31 protein-coding genes are annotated in these 24678 nt (G+C 41.7%); 22 read left to right on the top strand and 9 right to left on the bottom strand.

Features of this window, described 5'->3' with window-relative positions:
• Positions 1 to 36 precede the first annotated feature (36 nt).
• The 5 genes from AN214_RS01145 to AN214_RS01125 all read right to left on the bottom strand — a co-directional run bounded on the left by AN214_RS01145 (position 37) and on the right by AN214_RS01125 (position 2525).
• Complete coding sequence (locus tag AN214_RS01145) at positions 37 to 450, bottom strand: GNAT family N-acetyltransferase (protein ID WP_054978041.1); 414 nt, start codon at positions 448 to 450, stop codon at positions 37 to 39.
• Positions 451 to 461: 11 nt separating this feature from the next.
• On the bottom strand, positions 462 to 1103 hold the full coding sequence (locus AN214_RS01140) for a glutathione S-transferase family protein (RefSeq protein ID WP_054978040.1): 642 nt from the start codon (positions 1101 to 1103) through the stop codon (positions 462 to 464).
• 43 nt (positions 1104 to 1146) lie between these two features.
• A complete protein-coding gene (locus tag AN214_RS01135) occupies positions 1147 to 1605 on the bottom strand; it encodes a glutathione S-transferase C-terminal domain-containing protein (RefSeq protein WP_082428447.1) in 459 nt (152 codons plus the stop codon).
• A gap of 66 nt (positions 1606 to 1671) precedes the next feature.
• Positions 1672 to 2091: a hypothetical protein gene (locus AN214_RS01130; RefSeq protein WP_054978093.1), complete on the bottom strand. Its 420-nt coding sequence runs from the start codon at positions 2089 to 2091 to the stop codon at positions 1672 to 1674.
• 131 nt (positions 2092 to 2222) lie between these two features.
• Positions 2223 to 2525 (bottom strand): hypothetical protein, encoded by a 303-nt coding sequence (locus AN214_RS01125; RefSeq protein WP_235576697.1) that lies wholly within the window; start codon positions 2523 to 2525, stop codon positions 2223 to 2225.
• A 254-nt stretch (positions 2526 to 2779) separates the two neighbouring features.
• Between AN214_RS01125 and AN214_RS01120 the strand changes: the two genes are divergently transcribed.
• From AN214_RS01120 to AN214_RS01100, 5 genes are all read left to right on the top strand, one after another.
• Positions 2780 to 3250 (top strand): hypothetical protein, encoded by a 471-nt coding sequence (locus AN214_RS01120; RefSeq protein ID WP_152960689.1) that lies wholly within the window; start codon positions 2780 to 2782, stop codon positions 3248 to 3250.
• A 132-nt stretch (positions 3251 to 3382) separates the two neighbouring features.
• The gene (locus tag AN214_RS01115) at positions 3383 to 5128 is read left to right on the top strand and encodes a methyl-accepting chemotaxis protein (RefSeq protein ID WP_054978038.1); all 1746 of its coding nucleotides are present in this window, start codon (positions 3383 to 3385) and stop codon (positions 5126 to 5128) included.
• A gap of 334 nt (positions 5129 to 5462) precedes the next feature.
• On the top strand, positions 5463 to 6302 hold the full coding sequence (locus AN214_RS01110; protein WP_054978037.1) for a collagenase: 840 nt from the start codon (positions 5463 to 5465) through the stop codon (positions 6300 to 6302).
• A 43-nt stretch (positions 6303 to 6345) separates the two neighbouring features.
• Entirely contained in the window at positions 6346 to 7056 is a 711-nt protein-coding gene (locus tag AN214_RS01105; RefSeq protein WP_054978036.1) for a hypothetical protein, read from the top strand.
• 313 nt (positions 7057 to 7369) lie between these two features.
• Complete coding sequence (locus AN214_RS01100) at positions 7370 to 8989, top strand: diguanylate cyclase (protein WP_054978035.1); 1620 nt, start codon at positions 7370 to 7372, stop codon at positions 8987 to 8989.
• A gap of 21 nt (positions 8990 to 9010) precedes the next feature.
• Here AN214_RS01100 and AN214_RS22170 read toward each other — a convergent pair whose 3' ends face one another.
• Both AN214_RS22170 and AN214_RS01090 read right to left on the bottom strand, forming a co-directional pair.
• Positions 9011 to 9655, bottom strand: coding sequence for a TVP38/TMEM64 family protein (locus AN214_RS22170; protein WP_082428446.1), 645 nt, complete (start codon positions 9653 to 9655; stop codon positions 9011 to 9013).
• A 57-nt stretch (positions 9656 to 9712) separates the two neighbouring features.
• Positions 9713 to 10540: a TIGR02285 family protein gene (locus tag AN214_RS01090; protein WP_161805648.1), complete on the bottom strand. Its 828-nt coding sequence runs from the start codon at positions 10538 to 10540 to the stop codon at positions 9713 to 9715.
• 228 nt (positions 10541 to 10768) lie between these two features.
• Here AN214_RS01090 and AN214_RS01085 point away from each other — a divergent pair, with 228 nt between their 5' ends.
• From AN214_RS01085 to AN214_RS01065, 5 genes are all read left to right on the top strand, one after another.
• Positions 10769 to 11206 (top strand): GNAT family N-acetyltransferase, encoded by a 438-nt coding sequence (locus AN214_RS01085; RefSeq protein WP_054978090.1) that lies wholly within the window; start codon positions 10769 to 10771, stop codon positions 11204 to 11206.
• A 166-nt stretch (positions 11207 to 11372) separates the two neighbouring features.
• Positions 11373 to 11894, top strand: coding sequence for a GrpB family protein (locus AN214_RS01080; protein WP_054978033.1), 522 nt, complete (start codon positions 11373 to 11375; stop codon positions 11892 to 11894).
• A gap of 43 nt (positions 11895 to 11937) precedes the next feature.
• Positions 11938 to 12264 (top strand): MAPEG family protein, encoded by a 327-nt coding sequence (locus AN214_RS01075; protein WP_054978032.1) that lies wholly within the window; start codon positions 11938 to 11940, stop codon positions 12262 to 12264.
• A 203-nt stretch (positions 12265 to 12467) separates the two neighbouring features.
• Positions 12468 to 12839: a hypothetical protein gene (locus tag AN214_RS01070; RefSeq protein ID WP_054978031.1), complete on the top strand. Its 372-nt coding sequence runs from the start codon at positions 12468 to 12470 to the stop codon at positions 12837 to 12839.
• Entirely contained in the window at positions 12836 to 13633 is a 798-nt protein-coding gene (locus AN214_RS01065; RefSeq protein WP_054978030.1) for a PhzF family phenazine biosynthesis protein, read from the top strand. Before AN214_RS01070 ends, AN214_RS01065 begins: the two co-directional genes overlap by 4 nt.
• A gap of 18 nt (positions 13634 to 13651) precedes the next feature.
• Here AN214_RS01065 and AN214_RS01060 read toward each other — a convergent pair whose 3' ends face one another.
• Positions 13652 to 14059 carry a helix-turn-helix domain-containing protein gene (locus tag AN214_RS01060; protein WP_054978029.1) on the bottom strand — a complete coding sequence of 136 codons (408 nt, stop codon included), beginning with the start codon at positions 14057 to 14059 and terminating at the stop codon, positions 13652 to 13654.
• An 81-nt stretch (positions 14060 to 14140) separates the two neighbouring features.
• Between AN214_RS01060 and AN214_RS01055 the strand changes: the two genes are divergently transcribed.
• The 10 genes from AN214_RS01055 (at position 14141) to AN214_RS01015 (ending at position 19579) form a co-directional block, all read left to right on the top strand.
• The gene (locus AN214_RS01055) at positions 14141 to 14746 is read left to right on the top strand and encodes a bifunctional 2-polyprenyl-6-hydroxyphenol methylase/3-demethylubiquinol 3-O-methyltransferase UbiG (RefSeq protein ID WP_200911101.1); all 606 of its coding nucleotides are present in this window, start codon (positions 14141 to 14143) and stop codon (positions 14744 to 14746) included.
• 73 nt (positions 14747 to 14819) lie between these two features.
• Complete coding sequence (locus tag AN214_RS01050) at positions 14820 to 15575, top strand: alpha/beta hydrolase (protein ID WP_054978028.1); 756 nt, start codon at positions 14820 to 14822, stop codon at positions 15573 to 15575.
• Position 15576: 1 nt separating this feature from the next.
• Positions 15577 to 16071, top strand: coding sequence for a GNAT family N-acetyltransferase (locus AN214_RS01045; protein ID WP_054978027.1), 495 nt, complete (start codon positions 15577 to 15579; stop codon positions 16069 to 16071).
• Between the two features lie 7 nt (positions 16072 to 16078).
• Positions 16079 to 16540 carry a DUF523 domain-containing protein gene (locus tag AN214_RS01040; RefSeq protein ID WP_054978026.1) on the top strand — a complete coding sequence of 154 codons (462 nt, stop codon included), beginning with the start codon at positions 16079 to 16081 and terminating at the stop codon, positions 16538 to 16540.
• Between the two features lie 12 nt (positions 16541 to 16552).
• Complete coding sequence (locus tag AN214_RS01035; protein ID WP_054978025.1) at positions 16553 to 17083, top strand: GNAT family N-acetyltransferase; 531 nt, start codon at positions 16553 to 16555, stop codon at positions 17081 to 17083.
• A gap of 154 nt (positions 17084 to 17237) precedes the next feature.
• Complete coding sequence (locus AN214_RS01030; protein WP_054978024.1) at positions 17238 to 17723, top strand: helix-turn-helix domain-containing protein; 486 nt, start codon at positions 17238 to 17240, stop codon at positions 17721 to 17723.
• An 8-nt stretch (positions 17724 to 17731) separates the two neighbouring features.
• Entirely contained in the window at positions 17732 to 18142 is a 411-nt protein-coding gene (locus tag AN214_RS01025) for a GFA family protein (RefSeq protein WP_054978023.1), read from the top strand.
• Positions 18143 to 18146: 4 nt separating this feature from the next.
• Positions 18147 to 18893 carry an SDR family oxidoreductase gene (locus AN214_RS01020; protein WP_152960688.1) on the top strand — a complete coding sequence of 249 codons (747 nt, stop codon included), beginning with the start codon at positions 18147 to 18149 and terminating at the stop codon, positions 18891 to 18893.
• A gap of 53 nt (positions 18894 to 18946) precedes the next feature.
• Positions 18947 to 19138, top strand: coding sequence for a hypothetical protein (locus AN214_RS22415; RefSeq protein ID WP_152960687.1), 192 nt, complete (start codon positions 18947 to 18949; stop codon positions 19136 to 19138).
• Between the two features lie 174 nt (positions 19139 to 19312).
• Entirely contained in the window at positions 19313 to 19579 is a 267-nt protein-coding gene (locus AN214_RS01015; RefSeq protein ID WP_268795465.1) for a GNAT family N-acetyltransferase, read from the top strand.
• Between the two features lie 36 nt (positions 19580 to 19615).
• Here AN214_RS01015 and AN214_RS01010 read toward each other — a convergent pair whose 3' ends face one another.
• Positions 19616 to 20227, bottom strand: a complete 612-nt coding sequence (locus AN214_RS01010; RefSeq protein WP_054978022.1) for a TetR/AcrR family transcriptional regulator C-terminal domain-containing protein — start codon at positions 20225 to 20227, stop codon at positions 19616 to 19618.
• Positions 20228 to 20448: 221 nt separating this feature from the next.
• Between AN214_RS01010 and AN214_RS01005 the strand changes: the two genes are divergently transcribed.
• Positions 20449 to 21531, top strand: a complete 1083-nt coding sequence (locus AN214_RS01005) for an efflux RND transporter periplasmic adaptor subunit (RefSeq protein ID WP_054978021.1) — start codon at positions 20449 to 20451, stop codon at positions 21529 to 21531.
• Between the two features lie 2 nt (positions 21532 to 21533).
• Positions 21534 to 24584: an efflux RND transporter permease subunit gene (locus tag AN214_RS01000; RefSeq protein ID WP_054978020.1), complete on the top strand. Its 3051-nt coding sequence runs from the start codon at positions 21534 to 21536 to the stop codon at positions 24582 to 24584.
• The last annotated feature ends 94 nt before the right edge of the window (positions 24585 to 24678 follow it).

The following is a 24678-nucleotide window of genomic DNA, read 5'->3' as shown; positions in this document are numbered from 1 at the left end:
CGCGTTGCAAAGCAAGCCTGAGGCTTGCTTTGCAACTTACTCTTTAATCGGAATAAATTTTTTTGTCATACCTTGGCTTTTCGGCGCAACCAATCGATAACCTAATTTTTCGTAAAAAGCTGGCTCATCAGCGATCATAGACACGTACGAACCTTCAAGCGCGACCGATGCTAGATAGTTATCAATGTATTGCATCACCTCACGGCCTAAACCACGACCTTGATAGGCTGGGTCTACCGCAATATCCACCACTTCAAAATTGCACGCGCCATCTCCAACTACACGCCCCATAGCTATTAACTGCTTACCATCGCGTATTGAAATGCCGTACAAACTATTCGGTAATGCAATGCTTGCTGCTTTTAGCGATTTTGCAGAAAGCCCTGCTTTAATGCGCATCTCGCAAAATTCCTCGGGGCTTGGTACGGTTTCTTGATAAATTAACGCCATAATCACGCTCGCTACGATTGATAATCGAGAAGGCTTAGCCCTTCTTTTTCACACACAGTTTTAATCGCACTGTGCTGTGCTAGGTTTTTTAAAAAACGCGCTAAGTTGTTAAATGCAAGCGGCGGCTTTTTAAATTCGTCAGCCCATACACACAACATAAATAAGAAAAAGTCACAGGCCGTCACACTTTGCCCAACCAAATAATTTTTATGTTTTAGTTCATTATCAAGCAGCGCGAGCATATCGGTAATGCGTGCTTCTTGCGCCTCAACAATCTGTGTTGCATGCTGTGCATCTAAGGTGTGTTTTTCAGGGTAAAAGTACACCATAAGTTCAGCCTGAACCGTATTGGTTAAGTACATCATCCACTGGAAAAATACCGGGCGATTAATATCACCTAAAGGCGGGATCAAATTCGCATCTGGGTGATTTTCGGCTAAGTGAATGCAAATGGCAGGACTTTCAAAAATTGCAGTGCCGTTATCAATTAAGGTAGGAATGCGCCCTGCAGGGTTTAATGCCAAATACTCTGTTGATTTTTGTTGATTACTTTTTCTGTCGACCTTAATCAACTGATACTCTACGCCCAGCGCTTCAAGTATAAAATGCGGCGCCATACTGGCATTAAGCGGATAATAATATAACTGATACACAGAACCTTCCTTTTAATGTGATTGCCATTAATAAATCATAGGGTTAGAAGTCTTCTCGGGCTTTTAGTTCGGTAAAATCACTCATCACCCAAGTTTTATAACCGGGTCGAGATTTAAGCACTTGATACCAATCACTCACATATTTTGGCAAGGGTATCATTAAGCCTTGTGAGGTTAATCGATAAATCACTGCGCCAACAACAATATCTGCAAGTGAAAGCGTGCTCCCTGCCAAGTAAGGGGTTTGCTGCAATTGCTTATTAATGGTTTCTAAACAATTAATGCAACTGTCTAAATGACGGTTGACTGTCACCATATCGCGTTTGTTAGGCGGCATTCGGTAATATCCCCAAAAAGTGCCCATAAAAGCAGGCTGAAATGAACACTTTGGCATAAGCCCGTTAGACTGCCACTGTTGAAACACACTTTCAGGTATTTTGCTTAGCTCAAGTAGTTGTTGTTTGGTATAAAAGTGTGCGTTTAAATAATTAATTAGTTCCAAAATAGTTACTCAATATGCAATGCGCTAAACCTAACTCAAACGGCTTAGTTGAAATCTGTAAAATCACTATAAAGTTGCCCATGTTTGTTTAATGCCAATCAAATGCACTAGACCAAATACTAAGCAAATCAGTGAACTCCAAAGCCAAAATTCGGGGCTTCGTCCGATAGGGGATGAAATAAAGAAAAAGCCCGCAATGCCGCGCGCCAAATATATAAACGTAATTAAAATCAACGCCAAGCGCAGTAAAGGTAACTTTATAAATAGTCCTGCCGCAGAAAACGCATAGGCAGACCAGATTGCGAGCACCACAAAGATAACACTCGTAATAAGCGCAGGTTGATGACTGCCTTGCTCGGCAAGCCTTGCCATTTGTTCACCTGCGCCCAACATACGATACCAAGGCGCACCAAAGTAAATGCACGCCAAATGTAACAAGGCGGCGCAAGCACTTAACCCGCCTGCAATTAACATAAATACGTTCATATTTGCCTCATTTTGCTTGGCTAGCAACAACTCACGTTGCACGTTATTTCGCCATTAACACAATTTTGGTAGCCTTGTTAATTCTTTCTATGTTGCTAACCTAACTGCCCGCTAAGTTAACTCAGTTAGTATCAATATCCCCAAATAATGCATACCAGACTTAGCAACACGCCACTAATAATAAGGCTTTGCTGTATTTTTGAATTCACTAATGTGGGTAACCTGTAAGACGTTGAAAACAGTTTGCCAATCGGCGTAAAAAAGGTTTTTGGTGCTAAACCCAGGCCGACAAGAATAAGAAAAACCGCAACTATGTTTACCAGATCTCGAATATGCAGGTCGTAATGGAAAAAATCATAAATTCCGGTGGCTAATACTAAGCCGCCAATTAAAAAACAAATTACCGTAGCAGTTTGTTCTTTTTCATCATTCACGTTCAATGTGTATAACTCCTTGTTGTGCAGCTAATTTATAACACGCTTGTTAATGAGTTGTCATCAAATCCATGTGTCATTAATGTTACTAAGTGTTTAAGGAGAGGCGGTGATGGTAAGGAAATAATAATGCCAACTAGCAACCCTTTGTTTTTTGTTAAAAACCATATATCTAATAGGTGTAATATGGTTCTCTTATTGCAACATTCTGATATGCTAACGCACAGCATAATCCTCGCGTATTTAAACACTCAATGAGATACACAATCTTAGCAAGTATTGGTTTGTTGTTTTTTACCCAAACCGTCGCTGCGTCAAACGAACTGAAACCCTTTACCAGTGATGGTTGCAGCGCCTTTCCCGACGGTACTTTTGAGCAAAATAGTCTTTGGCTTAATTGCTGTGTGGCACACGATTTAGCGTATTGGCAAGGTGGCACTTACCAGCAGCGCAAAGATGCCGATATGGCACTTAAAATATGCGTCGCCGAAGTGGGAGAAAAACAAATAGCAAATTTGATGTTGGCAGGCGTGCGCGTTGGCGGCTCACCGTTTTTACCTACCACATTTCGTTGGGGCTATGGCTGGCCTTACCCAAGGATGTATGGCGAGCTAACCCTAAATGAACAAAAACAAGTTGCTGAGAAACTTAAACAATTACCCAAGAACAAAGCCATGCTTACAACATCAAATAAAGCAGTATTGCTGCGCGATTTATTGAAATAAGCTGTTTTTAGTTCGCTTTGCTTCATCAGCCAAAAATTGGCAGATGCCAGCGCTAGTTGTAAATTTACAGCTAGCTGAATGTTTAGTCCTGCACTAGTCTTTATTGTGGTTACTTCAACAAAGGTAATGACGATGAAGCTAAACTCCATTCGCATTTTAATGACGACCATTTTTAGTGGCATTATTGTATTTGTCTTAGTAGTGACTCTGCTAGTAATTAACATGTATAACGCGTTAATCGACGTAGAAGAGATGGCGGATAACCGCTACAAAGCGTATCAACTTGCCGACGAATTACGACAAAGCTCAGACGACCTCACCCGCTTAGGGCGCACTTATGCCGTTACGGGTAACGACAAATACGAAAAAATGTATATGGATGTGCTAGCAATTCGCAATGGCGAAAAGCCAAGGCCTGAAGGCTATCATAAGATCTATTGGGATTTAGTGCTCAATTACGGCAGTAAACCCAAACCAGACGGCAAGCACTCAGTATTACTCGACGAAATGAAAGCCACTGGCTTTACGCAAAAAGAGCTCGACTATTTAACACAAGCTCAGAAGAATTCCGACGGCTTAGTCGCATTAGAAGTCGAAGCGATGAACGCCGTGAAAGGTAAATTCAAAGACGCGTCTGGCAACTATACAATCAACGGCTCACCCGATTTAGCAAAAGCCATTCAACTCACACACAGTGAAGACTACCATCGCTTTAAAGCGGATATTATGAAACCCGTTGAATCGTTTTTCACCGCCCTAGAAACGCGCACCCAAAACAATGTAGAAACTGCCAATAAACGCGTTGAATCCTATTTATATTGGGTAATTGTTATTTTAATTATTACCATGTGCTTTAGTTTATTTGGTGTTTATTTAGTGCGCCGTAGAATTGTAAAACCCATTGAATTATTGGGTAAAACGTTTGATGAAATAGGTCGCGCTAACGATTTGAGTAAATCATTAGACGAAATAGGCGCAACCGAAGTACGTGCGGTTGCAAGCGTAGTTAACCGCATGCTCAAAAGCTTTCAAAAAACAGTCACAAATATTGGTAGTGCGGGCAATCAAATGTCTCAATCTTCACAAGAGGTGGGCGAGTTCATTCGCAATAATAAAGCGATTAGCGAAGAGCAAAATTCGCGCTTAGAAACCATCGCTACAGCCGCAGAAGAAATGACCGCAACCTTAAACGAGGTGACATCTAACACCGTAAGCACAGCAGATTATGCCAACCAAGTAGAGCTAGAAGCGCAGCGTGGAATGGAGGTGATGTCACAAACCAGTCAACAATTTGGTGATTTGTCGTCACGTTTTGAGCAAACCGCTAACATTATTTCAGAATTAACAGAGCAAAGTGATCAGGTTGCGAACGTAGTGAGCGTAATTCAGGCGATTGCCGAGCAAACCAACTTACTTGCGCTTAATGCTGCAATTGAAGCAGCCAGAGCCGGAGAGCAAGGTAGAGGCTTTGCCGTTGTTGCAGACGAAGTACGTACCTTGGCGCAGCGAACACAGCAATCTACCGAAGAAATTCGCGATATTATTAACCAGCTTCAAGTTAAAGCCGGTAATGCCAACAGTGCAATTCAACAAAGCCAACAGCAAGTAAGTACCACTGAACAACAGGTAATGGTGTCCTCAGAAGTGCTCGACAGTATTTTTGAAGCTGTGAGAAAAATTAAGGATCTGACCCAAGGGGTTGCAACCGCATCACAGGAGCAACTTACGGTAACCGAAGACATAAATGCCAATATCAATGGTCTAAGTGATATATCAAAAGAAGCCGTTGATCGAATGAACGAGTTTATGGCAGTGGTTGAAATGCTCGAACAAACCAGCGAACGTCTTAATGAGAACTCTCGCGAATTCACGGTATAACACATGTTTATAATTGGCACTTAAGGCAAAACTTCATTAAGTGCCAACTCTTTTCGCCCCAAGTGGCACATATTTTAATGACGCAGTTATTCTCCGATGGAGAGAATCTAAAACCACCACCGTTTTATTGCGAAAAACAAACTAAATACCCACTTTCGAAACAAACCTTAAAGTCACTTAAATTCAATACCTTAACCAAACATCACAGCTGCAATACTCAAGAAGTTTGAGGGTATATAACTCAAATAAACCTGCTTAGAACCGATAAGTTGTATACATTATATAATATATGATTTACATTATTTTTACATAACACAACAACAGGAAGCTAATAATGAAAGCAAGAAAGCCTATTACCCTCGCAGTTTCAGCACTTATTGTTGTAAACTTTGCATACGCCAAAGGCAAGCCCACTGCCGAGTCGATACTGCCGCATAAATTTACATGTAGTGCCAGCCTAAAGTTTCAAGCACAAGACATGACGCAACAGCAGTTTATTGATAGCTGTGCGCTAGTTGGCGCAGAGGAAGAATATTTTCATCAACGTTTAGAGACCGGCTATCAACCCGTTGACGGTGATTTAAACGAAGACTTGCTAATGGTGATCTTTGATAACTACCGTCAATACGACCGTTATGGTTTTCGTTTATTTGGCATCAATACCAATAACGGCGGTATGTACATTGAAGGTAATGCCGAAGACGCTAATAATCAAGCAACCTTTTATGCCCACGAAGCCGATTGGTTAAGACCTGAGTTTTCAATCTGGAATCTGGAACATGAATATGTGCATTACCTTGATGGTCGATTTAATCTAAAAGGTAACTTTGCTGACTACCCTGAAAACACAGTTTGGTGGAGCGAAGGATTAGCTGAATACATTTCACTAAAAGACGCAAATGATGACGCAATTGCGTTAGTTCAAGGCAATTTTCAAGACCGTACACTTAGCCAAGTTTTCAATACCAACTATTCAAATAGCAGTGACGAAATTTACCGCTGGGGCTATTTAGGGGCGCGCTTTATGTTTGAAAACCATATGGACCAAGTGCGTAATATTCGCCTTGCAGCGCGTGACGGCAATTGGGCTGAGTATCAAATCATTCTAGCGCAAACAGCTGCCAACAATGAACAGCAGTGGCAAAACTGGCTTATGGCGCTCGCTGGTAACTAAGTTTACATCATCACAAGGATGTGATTTTCAATCTGGAGTGTGTATGAAAATCAAAATTTTACTTGTCGTATTATGTGTTGTTTATAGCTCGTTTACTGGTGCTAAAACACAAAGCCAAAAATTATTATTAGAGACTCTGAGCGCTAAATTAAGTGCCAATCAAACCACTGCACATACCGATTTAATGCAGCCGATAGGAAGTGTAAAGCCCCATTACAACCCTTACACGGGCGCAACATTATTTATTCATTTTTCACCTATTGAAGTAAACGAAAACGTGAATAAACACCGTTTAAGCCAAGCTAATCAGCAAAAACAACAAAACTTTAAAGAGTCGCAACAACAGGCAAGAGCGCTGTCACACCATATTTATCAGTTAGAGCGAAAATTGTCGGCGTTAAAAAAGTCACACAACAATCAAGCACAAATTGAAGCCATACAACAACAGCTAAGTGAACTTACTATCAAAAAAGCGAAAGCAAACAATCAATACCAGCAGAACAAACACGCCATATTCGATGACGTGATTGCAACAAACACTTTAACCCAACTGCAAAAGCAAATTTCTGGCAATGTGTGTCACTTGTCAAACAGCGACAAACAGTCATTAAAGTCCATTACATTTGTACTAGCTGGAATACAAAACACAGCACAAGAAATCACATGGCACTTTGCTGACCTGCAGCGTTGTAGTGATAACTCGCTTAATCAACAATCATTGTTTACCGAGTCGCGTTTAAGCTCGCAGTTTTAAAGCTGTAACCCCAAGCGTGCATAAAAATAATGGGAGCAGTTAAGTCTATAACTGATAAAGCTGCTTGATACTGCAAGCAACTAATTTTAGGCACAGTTTCTTGAAACAATAGTCCGCGTTAATCGTAAGTTTATGGTAAGTAAGTTTTACGCAAAAACCTACGAGAACAGCCGTTAAGACCACATTCGTTATTAACGCTTGAAAATAACTATTTTCATTCGCTCAGCGCAAAGTTAAATCCTTTCCTATACTCATAAATAAGTGCGTTAAGCCACAACGCACTACTCTCACATTTTTTGCTACAGGCTTGTGTATGTTTAATTTTATCGCGCGAAGTTTGCGTATTAAGTTACTACTTATATTCGTAATCATGCTACTTGCGTTCTCAAGCGTGCACTTAGTGATCCGTGAATATTGGACTATTCCGCAACTAGTCGCACTTGAAGTAGAAAAAGATAAAAAGGATATTTACAAACTCAATTCTGCGCTGCTTAGAGTTTACGACGAACTTGAAATGCTGGTTTACGATAACGCTGTGTGGGATGAGCTTTATAACGTGATTCTGACACGTGATTTAGACTATTTGGAAACTAACTTTTTTATTCCTAAATCGTTTGTTTCACTAAAAATAAATGGCATGAGTTTTTTCGACCAAAACCAAACGCTTATTGACGAATTAGCGATAGATCAAAACAACAATCCACTATCAAGCTCCCCTTTTAAATCAATACCGCCAAGCCTTAAAAAAAACTTGCTGATCAGCAAACAAGAAATGATAAACAACGGGCAACAAACATTATTTAAGCAAGGGCTAATTCCCCTTAATGACAGACTTATTTTGTTCGTAAGCGGGAGTGTTTTACCATCATCTGGCGTGGGTGACTTAGCCGGCACAATGTTAGTATGGAGTTATTTTGATGGCAAAATTGCACACCAACTTAGTGAAATAACCCAAACTACAGTCACTGCTGCACAAGCTGACACTTTCTCTGCCACAACGCCTGTTATCGATTTTAATCAGCTGGATGCACAAACCCATATTCGCACCAAACTTTCGAATATTCATGTGAAATTTAATGACATATTCAATAAGCCAGCGTTGATCCTGAGTTATCCCACACCCAAACGAATGTTTGACGACAGCCCATTTGAAATGTCGATGGTTATGGCGCTATTAATGTCGTTGGTCGTACTTCTTATTATCTATTTTATTCTTACCATTATGATTATTGAACCGCTCAATAAGCTTAAAGCCACCGTCAGGGAAGTGATGGAGCGCGGTAATTTTCAGCTCAAAACCAATTTAGAACGCACCGACGAAATAGGCCGTTTAGCGCTGCTAATTGATGTGCTATTTAATAAAGTACATGTGCAACAACATGCACTAAAACATAACAACCGCCAATTAAAACGATTAAGTGATACCGATCCGCTTACTGGCATTGCTAACCGCCGCGCCATGATGCAAGTGTTAGAAAAATTAACCCCATCCGCTATGCCAATTAGTGTGATCATGTTAGATGTTGATTACTTTAAAAAATTCAACGATAGCTACGGCCACCAGCAAGGTGACTTGGCGTTAAAACACGTCGCTAAAACCTTAAAGCACCATACTCGCCGGCAAAGTGATGTAATTGCACGCTATGGTGGCGAAGAGTTTGTGGTTGTGCTGCTCAACACGTGCCAAAGTGATGCGCGCAACATGGCATACGCCATACGTGAAGCAATAGAGGGACTTGCCATTGAGCACAAAACGTCTTTGATTTCGCAATTTTTAACCGCATCAATTGGCGTTAGCTGTTGCGATGAGTTTGATAGCTTTTCTATTGAAACGCTATTGCACCAAGCTGATAGCGCACTGTATAAAGCCAAAGAGCAAGGCCGAAACTGCGTAGTGGATTACAACAGCGAAATGCACAAACATGCGGTTTAGCCTCAACTCGGTTAACACACTTTACGTTAATAGCTGGCGCTTCGCTTTCGTTACTTTGCTAAACACAAACCAACCACTCCAAAATAACGCGGTTAAACCAATTGCGGTAATAATTGCAGGTTTGGGATTTTCAACCGAACTAATCGAACCTGCATAGCAGGCAATAACAGCATAAGGTACCGTACTCACCAACCACAAAATGCAAAACTTCATAAAAGGCATTTTGGTCATACCCGCCATACACGCTGAAACTTCGGGCAAAATTGGCGTCGCTCTTGAAAGTAAAATCACTACTGCGCCATGTTGCTGAAACATATTTACTGCATCGACTTGCTTTTGCTGATCGTTTACTAAAAAGTTCAAAAGAAAGTGACCATAGCGCCTACTTAAGCCATAGCCACAACCTCCCGCAAGGCTCAAGCCTAATACAGCGCTTATTGTCCCAACTAATGGGCCTAGAAAAAACCCTGCTATTAACATCACAGTTAACGTTGGAATAGCAATAAATAAGTCTACAAACAGCAGCAATACAATAACAACACACACATAAATTGCATCAACCGATTTGGCCATTTCAAACCACGCTTCTACTTTTGACACGGTTACCAAGCCGGTTGATTTTAAAACAACGAAAGTTGAGGCAAAAAATGTCGCTAATGTCAGCATGTATTGCTAACAAAAAACACCACAAACCTAATACCGCTAACAACGCCTAACCAAACGCTAATATTCCTTTAAATACGGTTTTAATGTTGGCGCCATATGCTGAGGTAACCAACGCAACATTATAGTTGTAAACTGCTTACTGTGGTTAAGCTTTGCAAGTGCTTCATCAATCGCTTTTATTACAATATCGCCTTGCGGGTTTTTGCTACAACCAATATATCCGGTTGCTACCGCTTTTGCTTCTTGCACGCTTAATTGCGTGAGCTCATTATTGGCGTCCATCAATTTGCTTAAATAGGCGTGTTCGCTGGGGTAGCCCAAAATAATATCCACCCGCCCTTTTAATAACATATAGGTTAAACTTTCAAGCGAGTCGCGGCCCGCGCGAGTAGATAGCTGTTCGCTAGGCGATGATTTTAGTATTGCATCTATTTCTTTACTGTATGACCGATTAAGTGTGGTGCCCACGGTTAAACCGCGATTTAAAATTAAATAACGCAACGACACATCAGTGCTGTTGCCAAGCTCTAATTTATCAACCAATGATTTACGCATGGCAATAGCAGGCGATAACCCAAGCGTAGAATATTGCTCGGTAAAGCGAATAAACTGCTCGCGTTCTTGATTACGATACAAAGACGCCATACAAAACACCTGATCACTCCTGCCAAGCGCTTTCACCGCTCGACTTGCCGGCATAACATGACGTTTAAATTTATAACCCACTAAGTTTTTAGAAACCAAATCAATTACTTGCTCGTCTCTTCCCTGACCCATGTATTCGCCTTTTAAAATATAGTAAGGAGGGTAATCAACCACAATCCAATTGATCACTTCAGCTAGGCAATACGTGGGGAGCAGCAATACAAGTAACAAAATGCGCACTTTTTTCGCCTCAAATTTAACCACGCTATAAGTCTAGGCTAACACGCTAAAATTTCTTCATAAGAACAAATTTAACTAATAAATAGAGTGTTTATACCAGAGCGTGCTGACCTTTACGGACTAGCGCTTAAATATGAGCAAAACTTAAATACATCGCTTTATGCTGTTTCACGGGGTAAACTAATTTTTCGCGGCTGCACATCAATTTCAGTCACAAAGAGAAATACCATGATTGTAGAAAATGTGCTTCCTAACGACTACGCAGAATTGCTAGCTGTTTGGGAAAATTCAGTCCGAGCAACGCATGACTTTATTACAGAGCAGGACATTGCGTATTTTAAACCCATTATTTTAACGCAGGCGTTTCCAGCGGTAACGCTAAAATGTGTTAAAAATGATTTGGGTGGAATATTAGAATTTATTGGCGTTCATCAACACAAAATTGAAATGTTGTTTGTGCTTAATGCGGCACGTGGTCAAGGCATTGGTACATTATTGTTGAATTATGCCATTGATCAGTTAGCGGTAAACAAAGTAGATGTTAACGAGCAAAACCCTCAAGCTGTTGGTTTTTATCAACACAAGGGATTTCGCGTTAATGCCCGCTCGCCAATTGATGATTTGGGTAAGCCCTTTCCAATATTGCATATGACATTGCAGCCTTAAACAATAACCATGTAACACGGCTCGGTTGGTCGTCACCACATTGTTAAAACATAAGCCCAAAGCTAATAACTTTGGGCTTTTGCGTTTATGTAAAAGTCTATTTATCGTTGTTGATATGCCTAATTAAAAGACAGCGTTTTAATCAAAAAACAATAAAGGAAGTAGCATGCGAAAAATCGAGATTATGGATTACACACCACAATGGCATGAACACTTCGAGTGTGAAGTCGCATTAATTTCACCCATACTTGGTGGTAACTTAATCGCAATTGAGCATATTGGCAGTACGTCGGTGCCTAATTTGGCGGCAAAGCCAGTGATTGATATTTTGCTAGAAGTAAAATCTCTCGATGCGCTCGACACATGCAACGCAGCACTTCAATACATTGGCTACAAAGCCAAAGGGGAAAATGGCATTAGTGGTCGGCGCTACTTTCAAAAAGGTGGCGATAAACGCAGTCATCATATTCATGCCTTTGCAAAAGGAGATGAGCACCTCTTTGAGCATCGCGTTTTTCGCGACTACCTTATTGCGATGCCAAATACCGCTACTGAATACGCTCAAATCAAACAAAATGCAGCAATAAGTTGCAACAATAACAATGCGTTATATTGTGAATTAAAATCAGATTTTATTGCCCAACACCTTGCTCTTGCAGTACAGTGGCATCACAAAAATAATCTTTAAACGGAACTGGCGTATTTAACCCTATTTTATACACAACAATATCATGGTCGACCTAACTCAATATCACCTTGCCCTGTTAGCCCTTGGCTTAACCGCAATGTTAATGATAGTGCAGCTGTTAATTGCCGATGTACTGGCAATTGTAAAAAAGCACCCTCCCGGATTTCCAGTTGAACACAATCACGCAAATTTATTATTTCGTGCCAATCGCACTCATCTAAACATTAATGAAAGCATTGCCATTTTTATTTTAAGCATAGCGTTTGCGATAGCCATGAATGCCAATAGCAATGTGGTTAACGGAGCCGCGTTCAGCTACTTTCGCCCTGTATACACTTTGTTATTACTTAAATTTAAAATTATTGCGTAGCGCATTATTTGCCATCAGTTTAGTGGCACTTATTGTGATAAATATCGCAGGTTTTGTTGCGTGGTTTTAGTAACTCAGCAATATCACGCTTGAAAAATAACCATTTGAAATAATAACAATTAACCATAAAGTAATAAATTTAAAAACAACGGCAAATACCAAGCTGTTTATTTACGCTAAAAACGCGCCTTTTAGGAAATATTATGTTTAGCCAGCAAGTACTCTATGTAACCATTAAAAAAGACCACATCACCATTGATAACTTTTCAGCGGCAAAGCAGCACAGCATTAGCGGTGAATTTTCAAATCAGCGCTTAGCTATCGCACATTTTCAAAATTGCGAAGCCAAACTTAAAGAAGCTATCAGCCAAGTACAAACTAAATCGCTGCTGCAAACACTCACCTTAGTGATGCATCAACAAGCACTGAACGACGGTGGTTTGTGTGAAATTGAAGAGCGTATTTTGCTTGAACTTGGCTTAGGTGCTGGTGCAAGCAAAGTATTTATTTGGCAAGGGCAACCACTCACAAGCGAGCTAATCGCACAAAAAGTTTACGAGAAGGGGCAATCATGAAACTTGAAATGCAGGTGATTGATGCATTCACCAACGAGCGATTTAAAGGCAACTCTGCAGCGGTGATCATTACCGATGATTGGCTAAGCGACAGCCAAATGCAAAATATTGCCAATGAGAACAACTTATCAGAAACCGCTTATTTAGTGAAAAATGAGGCTAATGTTTATCATATTCGCTGGTTTTCGCCACTTACCGAGATTGATTTTTGCGGCCACGCTACGCTTGCATCGGCCTTTGTTCTATTTTCTAACTATCCAGAAATGTCAGAATTTACCTTTTTCGCAAGCGCCGTCGGCGAAATGACCATAGTGAAAAACGCCCTTGGCCGCATTGAAATGGATTTTCCAAATCGCAAACCAGCGCCTGTTGCCACCAGCGACATTCCTGCAACTTTGCTTGAAGGCTTATCACACACGCCAGTTGAAGTGCTTAAAAACGACCAAGCCTATTTCGCTATTTATGACAATGAAGACATCATTACTGCCATCACAGCAGATGCTGAAAAACTTAAAACCCTTGCACCTTTAGATGTGACCGTGAGTGCACCAAGCACGCAATTTGATTGTGCATCACGCTATTTTTGGCCTGCCAATGGCGGAGATGAAGATCCGGTAACCGGCTCTATTCACACAGGACTTGCGCCCTACTGGGCTGAAAAATTGAATAAACAGCAAATTGTGGCGCTGCAAGCATCAAAACGCAGCGGCATTTTATATTGTGAGATAGCAGGCAGCCGTGTCAAAATCTCTGGCGATGCAGTGCAATACCTGACAGGCACCATTACAATTTAAGCAAAATCAGCAATGATATTACTTCAGCTTGTTCGGTTTCGCTTTTAGGCGTTTACCCGCAAGATTTAAAAAACGCTGAAACGTTGGGCAAGCTAAATGATGTGGCGCGCTGCACTGTGCAGCGTGGCGCAAGCCATCTCGTATCGCCGTCATCGATTTAATTTGTTTATCGAGTTCATCGGCTTTTTCAAGCAATAACGAGCGATTCACCTCAACGCCTTTCGGCAGCAGCATTTCAGCAATTTCATCGAGCGATAAACCAACGTAACGCCCCAAATTAATTAGCGCCAACTTCTCTAATACTTGTTTATCGTAATAACGACGTAACCCATTGCGACCTGCAGAGCGGATCAGCCCTTTTTCTTCGTAATAACGTAATGTTGATGGTTTTAAACCCGATTGTTTAGCAACTTGCGCAATATCCATAATTTTTCTCGCGTGCACTTGACTTAAAGTCGACTTGAAGTAATACCCTTATTCTATTGTTTAAATTAACAGGCGTAAATCATGACCTTTGACAGCATGTGGGACACACGATTTTCAAACAGCGAATATGCTTACGGTACGCAAGCAAATGACTTTTTAAAGCAACACGTTTCATCACTTAAAGCAAACAAAGTGCTCACGCTTGCAGAAGGTGAAGGACGCAACGCAGTATTTCTTGCTCAGCAAGGATTTGAGGTCTGTGCCGTCGACGCATCAATCAAAGGGTTAGAAAAAGCAGCGCGATTAGCTGACAAGCACAAGGTAAACATTGAGTTTATTCACGCTGATTTAACCAGCTTTGATTTAGGCGAAAACAAATGGGATAGCATCATCTCAATTTTTGCCCCGTTTTCACAAGCGCATAGGTGTTTACTTCACGCCAATGTGGTTAAAAGTTTAAAACCAAACGGGGTATTTTTACTTGAAGCCTATACACCCGAGCAAATTCATTTAGGCACAGGCGGCGGCAACGATATCAGTACTATGATCACAACAACGCAGCTTAAAAATGAATTAACCGGATTAGATTTCGCATTGCTACAAAGCCTTAAACGCACTGTTATTGAAGGTGCATTTCACACCGGTGAGGCAGCTGTGATCCAAGCAATTGCAAGAAAAGCACTATAAATCATATAGCTAAAATGTTAAAAAGACGCTCAATCAAACGTTTAAAAACTATAATTTATAAAAAGGAAGATTCATGCGTTTTTCTCTTGCGTTAAGCCTGTTGTTAGGCCTTGCAAGTTATGCGGTTAATGCCAAAAATAGTGACCTGAGCGTGTTTGATAAATCACGCGACCGTCATATTCCAGTGACAGTCTCAAAGCCTATAAATTCAGCAAGTTGCACGCAAAAAAATCAATGCCCGGTCGCCATAATTAGCGCGGGATATGGGATTAAACACACCGAATACCAATTTATTGAAACTTTGCTTAATAAAAATGGATTTTTAACTATCGCTGTAGGGCACGAACTGCCCAATGACCCACCGCTCTCAGTCAGCGGTGACTTATACCAAACGCGCAGTGAAAATTGGCAACGTGGCGCACAAACACTGCGCTTTGTTAAATCACACTATGCCAACAAATACACACACTATAACTTTAATTCACTCACGTTAATCGGCCATTCAAACGGTGGCGATATTTCGTCGTGGCTTGCCAATGAAAACGTCGATTATATCGAGCACGTAATCACTATAGACCATCGCCGTGTACCGCTTCCTCGAAATAAAAATATTAAGGTACTTTCAATTCGTGGCAGCGACTTCCCAGCCGATAAAGGCGTGCTTTATAGCGAAAGCGAAACTCAGCAACTACCTGTATGTGTTGTTAAAATTGCAAAATCTCGTCATAACGATATGTACGACGGTGGTCCTAAGTGGTTAAAACAAGCAATAAACACACACATCACGCAGTTTTTAAACAACCAACCTTGTCATTCTAAAAGCGAGTAATATGAAAGACCTGTGCTTGTTCAATAGTCAACGACTCACGGTGTCGGCGTTAAAGCAAACGCTAAACCATGCAGAACTTAACCAGCTGATTGCGATTTTAAGTCCCGAGGTAACACGTCACCTACCACCTAGTTTTCACGGGATTACAACACCTGTTGATGCAAAGGTTTGGTTAAATGAACAAGCACAAACAAGCCAAGTTTATGGCATTTATCACAATGCCGAGTTAACACTGATTGGCTTATTTATAATTTATGAAGACAAGGGCCACGCACATATTGGTTATTTATTTAACGCGCAATATTGGGGCAAAGGTTACGCCAGTGAACTACTAAAAGCACTTATTCACTATGGCAAAGCAAAAACACAGTGGCGCGTAATACACGGTGGCGTAAGCATTGATAATCCAGCATCGGCGCACGTGCTAAGCAAAATGGGGTTTACCAAAACGCCTTCTAACACCAGCGATATGCTGCAGTTTGAATTAGCGCTTTAATAAACTGATGCAAAAATTACTAATAAGCAGTTGTTTGTTTGGCAATCCTGTACGCTACAACGGCAAAGCCCTCGCCCTTGAGTTACAAACACTTAAACAGCATTTTGAACTTTTGCCTTTTTGCCCCGAAGTAAGCGCAGGTTTGCCAATTCCAAGGCCGCCTGCTGAAATTATCTATCGCCAAAAACACAATACCACACGCGTTATACAAGATGACTGGCTCGATGTGACCGACGCATTTTTAAAAGGTGCAAAACTCACCTTAGCATTTTGCCAAACACACAATATTAAATTGGCGTTATTAACCGAACTTAGCCCTAGCTGTGGCAGCACTGAAATATATGACGGCACCTTTACGGGCAGTAAAATAAGTGGGCAAGGCGTCACTGTACAGCTGCTAAACCAGCACGGCGTAAAAGTATTTAATCAGTTCAATATTAATGCTTTAATTGAACGGGCTAAACAATAAGGAACACCAAACATGGACATCAACTACCGCGTTGCCAATCAAAGCGATACCTCAGCAATTGCGTCTCTTCACACACAAAGTTGGCAAAACACCTACCATACTATGTTAAAAGCCGAATACTTAAACCAAGTTGCCCCAAGCGAGCGTTTAACGCTTTGGCAATCTCGTTTGGCTACTGAAAATAGCAAGCAGCATGTGATTATTGCGTCTCATCAAAACAAACTCGTTGGCTTTATTTGTGTTTACGCCGATCACGAAGCTGAGCTTGGCAGCTTGCTCGATAACCTACATGTCGATGGTCATTATCATGGTAATGGCATCGCCAAGCAGCTAATGTCTATGGCAACACAATGGCTACAAGCAAACGCTAAACACCCAAGCATCTACTTAGAAGTGCTATCAGGAAATCATCACGCCATTAAAGTGTATGAAAAGTTGGGTGCTAAACGAGTCAAAGCAGGCGTATGGCATGCGCCATGTGGTTCAGTGGTCGATGAATTTGTTTACCAATGGTCGGATAAAACACAATTAAGTGAGTACTAACACTCACTATAACCACCACCTTATCTGACTGTCGCTAAATTGTCAGATAGATGACGGGCGAATGTCATTAAGATGTCTGGTATTTGTCAGCGCAGTCGGTACACTAAATTTTTATGCTGTTCCTTATCAACCTACACCGATAAGGAAATACATCATGAGTTTATTTGTGAAACTAGATAATAAGAAAATACAACAACTGCGCTTACAACACTGTTGGAGTCAAGAAGAGCTGGCAGTCACGGCGGGGTTAAGTATTCGCACCATTCAGCGTGTTGAAAAAAATGGCAACGCCTCGCTCGAAACCAGTAAAGCGTTGGCCGCGGTGTTTGAGCTAACCCCCGCGCAACTGCAGCAACAATCAAATATTGAACATATTACCTTTGCCTTTTTAATTAAGTACGGCTGGATTGCCGCATTTGCCATTTCAAGTGTGATGTTTGGTTTGTGGATTGTCGATATTCTGATCCCTACGCTAAAAGGCGCCAATTTTGATGCCCAATATGAATTGCACGGAAATTTTCGTTATTTGGATTTTGGTGGCATCAGCTTTGTGATAGGGTTTGTGTGGTTAAGCATTAACATTTTTGTTGATTTTCAAGCGCGTAAAAAGCAGCTATCAAATTCAACTCCCTCAGTTTAAGGACAAATATGTATTCTGCCACTTGCCTATGCGGCGAAGTTCACATGACACTTAACGGCCCAATCAGCGATATTATTCATTGCCACTGCTCACTATGCAGAAAATCAAGCGGCACCGCCTTTGCGACCAATGGCTTTATTGACTCGCAGTCGCTAACAATCGAAAAAGGGCAAGAATTCATTAACTCTTTTGAAGTTAAACCGGGTAGAAAACGTCATTTTTGCAAGCAATGCGCGTCTCCACTTTATAGCTCAAATGCGGATGACCCAACACGTTTACGCCTGCGCTTAGGTGTGCTTGACTGCGATATTGTTGAACGCCCAATGTCTCATAACTTTGTTGATTCAAAAGCCAATTGGGATAGTTTAAACATGGATTTGCCACACTACAGCGAGTTCGAGCCAAGTCGCTCAAAATAGCATTATGAATAAAGACACAATAAACAAAGTTGTTTTAGTTACCGGTGCTTCTCGCGGTATTGGCGCCGCTACGGCAAAACTGCTCGCTAAGCGTGGTTATCGTGTCGCTATTAACTATGTTAAAAATGACGATGCCGCAACAGATGTTGCAAATGAGATAAAACAAAACGGCGGAATGTGCGATACATTTTGTTCAGATGTCACAAACGAAAACGCAGTTACTCACCTTTTTGATGACATTGAAGCGAATTTGGGCAAAGTGAATTATCTCGTTAATAACGCAGGCATTTTATTTAAACAAAGCACACTTTCAGATATTTCCCTTGAGCGCTTTTTAAATACCGTTAACGGTAATCTTACCAGCACCTTTTTATGCGCAAAAGAATTTATAAAACGTTGCCCTAGTGATGGCGCAATTGTGAATGTATCTTCGGGTGCATCGCAATCAGGCGCGCCCTTTGAATACGTTGACTACGCCGCGGCAAAAGGCGCGGTAGATTCACTGACCCGTGGCCTTGCCCTAGAAGTTGCCGAGCGCGGTATTCGTGTTAACGCTATACGCCCAGGACTTATTTATACTGATATTCATAGCGACGGCGGCGAACCAACGCGCGTTGACCGACTTAAAGAGAAAATTCCACTTAAACGTGGCGGACAACCTATTGAAGTGGCAAATAGCATCGCTTATTTATTATCAGACGACGCCTCGTTTATCACCGGAAAAATACTTGATGTTACAGGTGGCATCTAATAATGCCTTCACCCTTTCAAGTACAACAAATTACCGCCGCTTAAACGATTAGCGTGCGTCATCACGTATTGTGGCCAAACAAGCCAATGGATTTTTGCCAATCACCGGAAGACCAAAATGCCGTCCACTTTGGCATTGAAATCAAGCGAGAGTTAGGGTCTGTTGACCTTTCAAGTTCATTTTTGCAGCAGTTTGATTGGGGTTTATACAAGGCAGAGGCTGTGTGGCATAGTTACTCTATGTGAGTCAGCCGATAACACAGTAGAAAGCCCAATCAAGCGCTGCCGAACGGTTCTTTTGAGCGCACTTTTCTCATTGTTGCTCGATATTCGCTTAGATTGCTAGGCCACACATCGAGCGCCGCGATAAAGCACGCTCAACAAGAACAAAAATAGAACAGCAAAGATCAACAGACCCTAATATGTGTAGCATCGTTATTTATCAATAAAAACGAAGCGCGTTTGCGCAAATTTGCCACCTTGCCTAGTTACCAAAACCAAGGGCTCGGTAGCGAACTTTTACAGCATATTATAAGCGATGTTAAAAAGCGCAATATTGAAAAATTTTGGCTTGATGCCCGCGAAACAGCCGTACCGTTTTATCGTCGGTTTGGCTTAACTGTTGAAGGTGAGCCTTTTTTAAAACACCACCTAACTTACGTCAAAATGGTACTGCGCCTTAGCTAACGCGGTTGCATTTACGCCAAAACCGCGTTAACCCAATTAAATTTCGTAGTAGCTTAAAAACAAGTCCAAAGTATCATTTGTTAGCTCGCGCATTTGCGCTTCAGTCAATCGCTCATCAAAATGTAACACCTGCGGCCAAAAAGCTTGCCCTTTTAACAAACCTAGTAATTGCTCAGATACTAGATACGGGTCTTTTTTACGAAATTTTCCATCTTCCATAGCATGTCTAAGCCAACGAATAAGCGTTGTTTCTTGTTCAAAGAACTCACGCAACTCACCATTAGACATCTCTGGGTTAAATAAGCAGTGACCCATCGCCACGCGAATTAAATCAAGTGTGCCTTGATCGCACATAAACTGAAGTTCGTTGGCAATCAACTCGCTCAGCTGACTGCGCAAATCTCGATTTTTATCGTATTCAAACTCATACGTCAGAATATTCTGACTCCAAATATCACGAATAATGTGAGTTACCAAAATCTCTTTACTTTCAAAGTGATTGTAAACAGTACGCTTTGATACTTGCGCAGTTTCGGCAATTTTATCCATGCTGGTGTCGCTTACACCATATTGCTGGAATGCCGTTTTTGCGCCATCAATAATCGCTTGGCGTTTTTGCATACTGCGGCTGATTTTGGCTTCGCTCATGATTTGGTCTCTTAGAAAAGTTGGAAATTATTTTTACACTAATTGGTTTACTTTTCAATTGCGACCAGTAAACTACACCGTACAGTTTACTTGATCAATGATTGTACTGAAGCGTCTTTAGCCGTTAACGGTTTTCTATTTTAGGTTTTAAATGCTTTAAAAATCATAAAGATAAAATCAAGTTCGTTTTATTAAACTTTGACGACTAAGCAACAATGACTATGAAAACTCACTTTTTTACCTCTGCGACCCGTGTAAAATTAGTCGCACTTTCACTGTTAACTTTGTTTTTGCAAGCGTGTTCCGACGCCCCTGCCGAACAACTTACTGTAGAAAAAGTACAAGCCGTGAAGCTAGTACCAGCTGTAAGCAACGCCAAATTAGTTAACCGTACTTTCCCTGCAGAAGTGTCGGCAGTAAAAACCGTCGATTTAAGTTTTGAAGTATCTGGTCGTTTAATCCAAACACAGTTAATGACAGGTACGCTGGCAAACCAAGGTCAACTGCTTGCACAAATAGACCCAACCCCGTTTAAACAACGCGTGCAAGAAGCCGAAGCTCGCTTAAGTCAGGCAACACGAGATTTAGAACGTATTGAAGCAACGGCAAAAAACGGTTTGGTATCTCAAAGTCAGTTAGATAACGCAAAAACCAACTTTGAACTGGCCGATATCGCGCTTAAACGCGCTGAAAAAGATCTCAGTTACACCACCTTACTCGCGCCATTTAACGCGCAGATCTCAGAACGTTTCGCTGAAAAAGGAAACTACGTACAAGCCGGCGATATTGTGGCTCGCCTACAAGATGTTTCGCGCTATTACTTTAATGTGAATGTACCGGAGCGTTTAGTAAGTAAATACAAAGAGGGTTCGTTAGTTGGCGCTAATGCACATATTATTTCGGCGCCCGATAAAATTTACCAATTAGAATACATTGAGCATGCCACTCAGCCCGACCCAATTACACAAACATACAAGGTGGTATTTGCCGCACAAGCCAATGATACCAATTTAACCCCAGGTGCCCGTGCGGTTGTACAAGTAAGCCTTGAAAATCAGAGCGACGAGCAACATTTACTGGTGCCATTTAACGCTTTACAAGGTAATGATAGCGAGGGTTTTCATGTTTGGAAATTCAATCGCGACACAGCACAAGTAAGCAAGACAAACGTCGATGTGTTATCGGTTAAAACCCGTTTTGCAGCCATTAAAAGTGGTATTACCGAAGGTGATTTAATAGTAGCCGCAGGCGCCGCACAAATGCGCGAAGGCATGATTGTAAAACCCTATAAAGCGGAGCTATAACTGTGGATATCGCTCGTTATTCAATTAAAAACCCAGTCAATATATGGCTGCTGGTGATTGTATTATTAATTGGTGGCATCCTTGGTTTAAGTAACATTGGTCGCTTAGAAGACCCGGCATTTACCATTAAGCAAGTGCAAGTTGTAACCCAGTTTCCGGGCGCTAGTGCGCAAAAAGTTGAGCGCGAAGTCACCGAACAACTTGAAATTGCGCTGCAACAAATGCCGCAACTTAAACAGCTAACGTCTATTTCAAAGCCCGGTTTGTCGGAAATTACCGTTGAAGTAAAACCAAACTTCGACTCAAACGAGTTACCGCAAATATGGGATGAGCTGAGAAAACGACTGCGCGATGTCACCAGCATTTTGCCATCAGGTAGCCACGCACCAACGGTTTACGATGACTTTGGTGATGTTTACGGCATGTATTACGCGCTCAGTGCGCCTGAATTTAGCCCGCAAGAGTTACGTGAATTTGCCCGCATTATTCGCCGCGATTTACTCATCACCGAAGGCGTTGCCAAAGTGCAAGTCAGTGGTGTACAACAAGAGCAATTGGTGGCTTACATTAACCCATATCAGTTGTCGGGCTTAGGTATTTCATTTCCAGAGATCACCGCACTACTTGAAGAAAATTTAAAACCATTTAATGGCGGTCGTATTCAATTAGAAGGCCGCAGCCTGCGCTTAATTGTTGAAAACCCGCTAGATCAAATTGAAGAAATTTATAACCTAACAATTGTTGTACCGGGTACTAACCAATCATTTAAAATTCGTGATATTGCTGAGCTTAAATTTGAACCGCTCGATATCCAGCCTACGCTTATTCGCTACCAAGGTAACGAAGCAATTACCCTTGCCGTATCGGCGTTAAACGATGTCAACATTGTTGAAGTGGGCAAGCGCGTGAATGCTAAAGTGGCCGACTTATTAAACGAGCTGCCTGCAGGCATCACACTGACCCCAATTTACGACCAAGCCAATATTGTTGATGAATCTGTAAAAGGGTTTATTAATAATCTAATCATGTCGGTGATTGTTGTAACCTTAACGCTAATGGTATTTATGGGCTGGCGCTCAGGCGTCGTGGTTGGCTCGGTATTGTTAATTACAGTAATGGGCACCGTATTAATTATGTGGCTGATGGGTTTGCAGTTACAGCGTATTTCGCTGGGCGCTATGGTAATTGCTATGGGGATGCTGGTTGATAATGCCATTGTAGTTGCCGAAGGTATGATGCTGCGCATGAAACAAGGCAAAAAAGCGCTTGAAGCCGCAAGCTTTATTGTAAAACGTACGCAATGGCCATTATTAGGTGCAACAGTAATCGGAATCGCTGCCTTCTCGGGCATTGGTTTATCAGACGACGCAACGGGTGAGTTTCTTTACTCGCTATTTGCGGTGGTGTTAATTTCACTCATGCTCAGCTGGGTATTAGCAATCACCGTAGTGCCGCTATTTGGTAAATACTTTTATAAAGTGGAGCAGCAATCTGATACACAATCTGGCCACAGTGCATTTTACCGTGGTTATATCGCCCTACTGCACAGCGCACTTAAATTAAGATGGATTACGGTTGCGGTACTGTTTGCTATTACTTTTGTTGCCTACGCCAGTTTTGGTTTAGTGAAACAAGGTTTCTTCCCGCCTTCAAATGCACCTATTTTCTTTGTGCATTATTGGGGGCCACAAGGGCAAGATATTCGCGAAACCACCAAAAAAGTAGCCGATACCGAAAAAATGCTGCTGCACTTTGATGAAATAAAGTCAGTAACCAGCTTTGTTGGCCGTGGTGCAGATCGCTTTACCTTAACTTATGCGCCACAACAACCAAACGAAAGTTACGGCTTTTTCTTGGCACGCACCCACCAGCGCGATGAAATTGACGGTGTGATTCAGCAGTTAACTAAGCTGATGCCAGATATCGATCTCAACGCCGATTTTTATACCGAACGCATGCAGTTTGGCCCAGGTGGCGGTGCTAAATTAGCAGCGCGATTCTCAGGCCCAGATTCTGAAGTACTACGCCAGTTAGCCCGTGAAGCTGAAAACATTATGCTAAACGATGGCAAAATTCGCGATATTCGCCATGATTGGCGTGAAAAAGGCTTAGTGTTAAATACCCATTATGATTCGGTTAACGCGGGCATTGCAGCGGTTTCACGTAATGATTTTGCACAAACTATTCAATATGCATCAACGGGGCTGGAACTTGGCCGCTTGCAAGATGGTGATTACAGCTATGCCATTACCGCCAAAGTTGCAAGCTCAGGCCAATCGGAAACCGAAGCAATAGAAAACAGCTTAGTGTGGAGTTCATCACAGCGTAAATACATTCCATTTAGGCAAGTATCAACGGGCTTAAAACTGGAAAACGAAGAGACTCAAATTCACCGTCGCGACCGCGTAAGAACCATTACTGTACTTGCCGACCCAGGCTTTGATGAAACCGCAGGTAAAGCATTTGCACGTATCAAACCGCAAATTGAAGCAATGCAACTACCTGCTGGCTATAGCCTAGAATGGGGTGGTGAATACGAGTCATCACGCGATGCACAAAAAGCACTTGGTACAGGCTTGCCTGCGGGCTTTTTAGTGATGCTGTTGATTTCAATTGTGTTATTTGGCCGCGTGCGTCAGCCACTGATTATTTGGTTAGTTGTGCCAATGGCTGCAGTAGGCGTTGTAACTGGTTTACTTGTTACCGATATGCCGTTTGGCTTTATGTCACTGCTGGGTTTCTTAAGTTTATTTGGCATGTTAATTAAAAATGCCATTGTTTTACTTGAAGAAATTGATCTGCAAATTAAAGAAGGCAGCGTACCAAACGAAGCTATTTTATCGGCCAGCGCGTCACGTTTACGCCCTGTTGCGCTGGCTGCGATTACCACCATTTTAGGTATGGCGCCGCTTTTAAGCGATGCGTTCTTCGCCGATATGTCGGTAACCATTATGGGAGGTTTAGCATTTGCAACCTTGCTCACACTGATTGCCGTGCCTGTGTTCTATAGCATTTTTTACCGCCTAAGCTATCGCAAAGTGAAAGTAAATTAACACCTTGCTAGCTGATTAAAAGCAAAATTAAAAAGCGAGTTAGGGTTTCCCAACTCGCTTTTTATTGTCGATAACGTCGCCATGTAAAAAAACA

It is taken from the genome of Pseudoalteromonas sp. P1-9 (assembly GCF_001399975.1).
GTDB lineage: Bacteria > Pseudomonadota > Gammaproteobacteria > Enterobacterales > Alteromonadaceae > Pseudoalteromonas.
The sequence above is the reverse complement of the archived record's forward strand: the minus strand, read 5'-3'. Positions and strand labels throughout refer to the sequence as shown.

Bases quoted from the DNA above. Each gene is read 5' to 3' on its own strand.
- AN214_RS01145 (WP_054978041.1), bottom strand. From the start codon at position 450: ATGGCGTTAATTTATCAAGAAACCGTACCAAGCCCCGAGGAATTTTGC.
- AN214_RS01130 (WP_054978093.1), bottom strand. From the start codon at position 2,091: ATGAACGTATTTATGTTAATTGCAGGCGGGTTAAGTGCTTGCGCCGCC.
- AN214_RS01120 (WP_152960689.1), top strand. From the start codon at position 2,780: ATGAGATACACAATCTTAGCAAGTATTGGTTTGTTGTTTTTTACCCAA.
- AN214_RS01115 (WP_054978038.1), top strand. From the start codon at position 3,383: ATGAAGCTAAACTCCATTCGCATTTTAATGACGACCATTTTTAGTGGC.
- AN214_RS01110 (WP_054978037.1), top strand. From the start codon at position 5,463: ATGAAAGCAAGAAAGCCTATTACCCTCGCAGTTTCAGCACTTATTGTT.
- AN214_RS01105 (WP_054978036.1), top strand. From the start codon at position 6,346: ATGAAAATCAAAATTTTACTTGTCGTATTATGTGTTGTTTATAGCTCG.
- AN214_RS01100 (WP_054978035.1), top strand. From the start codon at position 7,370: ATGTTTAATTTTATCGCGCGAAGTTTGCGTATTAAGTTACTACTTATA.
- AN214_RS22170 (WP_082428446.1), bottom strand. From the start codon at position 9,655: ATGCTGACATTAGCGACATTTTTTGCCTCAACTTTCGTTGTTTTAAAA.
- AN214_RS01085 (WP_054978090.1), top strand. From the start codon at position 10,769: ATGATTGTAGAAAATGTGCTTCCTAACGACTACGCAGAATTGCTAGCT.
- AN214_RS01080 (WP_054978033.1), top strand. From the start codon at position 11,373: ATGCGAAAAATCGAGATTATGGATTACACACCACAATGGCATGAACAC.
- AN214_RS01075 (WP_054978032.1), top strand. From the start codon at position 11,938: ATGGTCGACCTAACTCAATATCACCTTGCCCTGTTAGCCCTTGGCTTA.
- AN214_RS01070 (WP_054978031.1), top strand. From the start codon at position 12,468: ATGTTTAGCCAGCAAGTACTCTATGTAACCATTAAAAAAGACCACATC.
- AN214_RS01065 (WP_054978030.1), top strand. From the start codon at position 12,836: ATGAAACTTGAAATGCAGGTGATTGATGCATTCACCAACGAGCGATTT.
- AN214_RS01060 (WP_054978029.1), bottom strand. From the start codon at position 14,059: ATGGATATTGCGCAAGTTGCTAAACAATCGGGTTTAAAACCATCAACA.
- AN214_RS01055 (WP_200911101.1), top strand. From the start codon at position 14,141: ATGACCTTTGACAGCATGTGGGACACACGATTTTCAAACAGCGAATAT.
- AN214_RS01050 (WP_054978028.1), top strand. From the start codon at position 14,820: ATGCGTTTTTCTCTTGCGTTAAGCCTGTTGTTAGGCCTTGCAAGTTAT.
- AN214_RS01045 (WP_054978027.1), top strand. From the start codon at position 15,577: ATGAAAGACCTGTGCTTGTTCAATAGTCAACGACTCACGGTGTCGGCG.
- AN214_RS01040 (WP_054978026.1), top strand. From the start codon at position 16,079: ATGCAAAAATTACTAATAAGCAGTTGTTTGTTTGGCAATCCTGTACGC.
- AN214_RS01035 (WP_054978025.1), top strand. From the start codon at position 16,553: ATGGACATCAACTACCGCGTTGCCAATCAAAGCGATACCTCAGCAATT.
- AN214_RS01030 (WP_054978024.1), top strand. From the start codon at position 17,238: ATGAGTTTATTTGTGAAACTAGATAATAAGAAAATACAACAACTGCGC.
- AN214_RS01025 (WP_054978023.1), top strand. From the start codon at position 17,732: ATGTATTCTGCCACTTGCCTATGCGGCGAAGTTCACATGACACTTAAC.
- AN214_RS01020 (WP_152960688.1), top strand. From the start codon at position 18,147: ATGAATAAAGACACAATAAACAAAGTTGTTTTAGTTACCGGTGCTTCT.
- AN214_RS01010 (WP_054978022.1), bottom strand. From the start codon at position 20,227: ATGAGCGAAGCCAAAATCAGCCGCAGTATGCAAAAACGCCAAGCGATT.
- AN214_RS01005 (WP_054978021.1), top strand. From the start codon at position 20,449: ATGAAAACTCACTTTTTTACCTCTGCGACCCGTGTAAAATTAGTCGCA.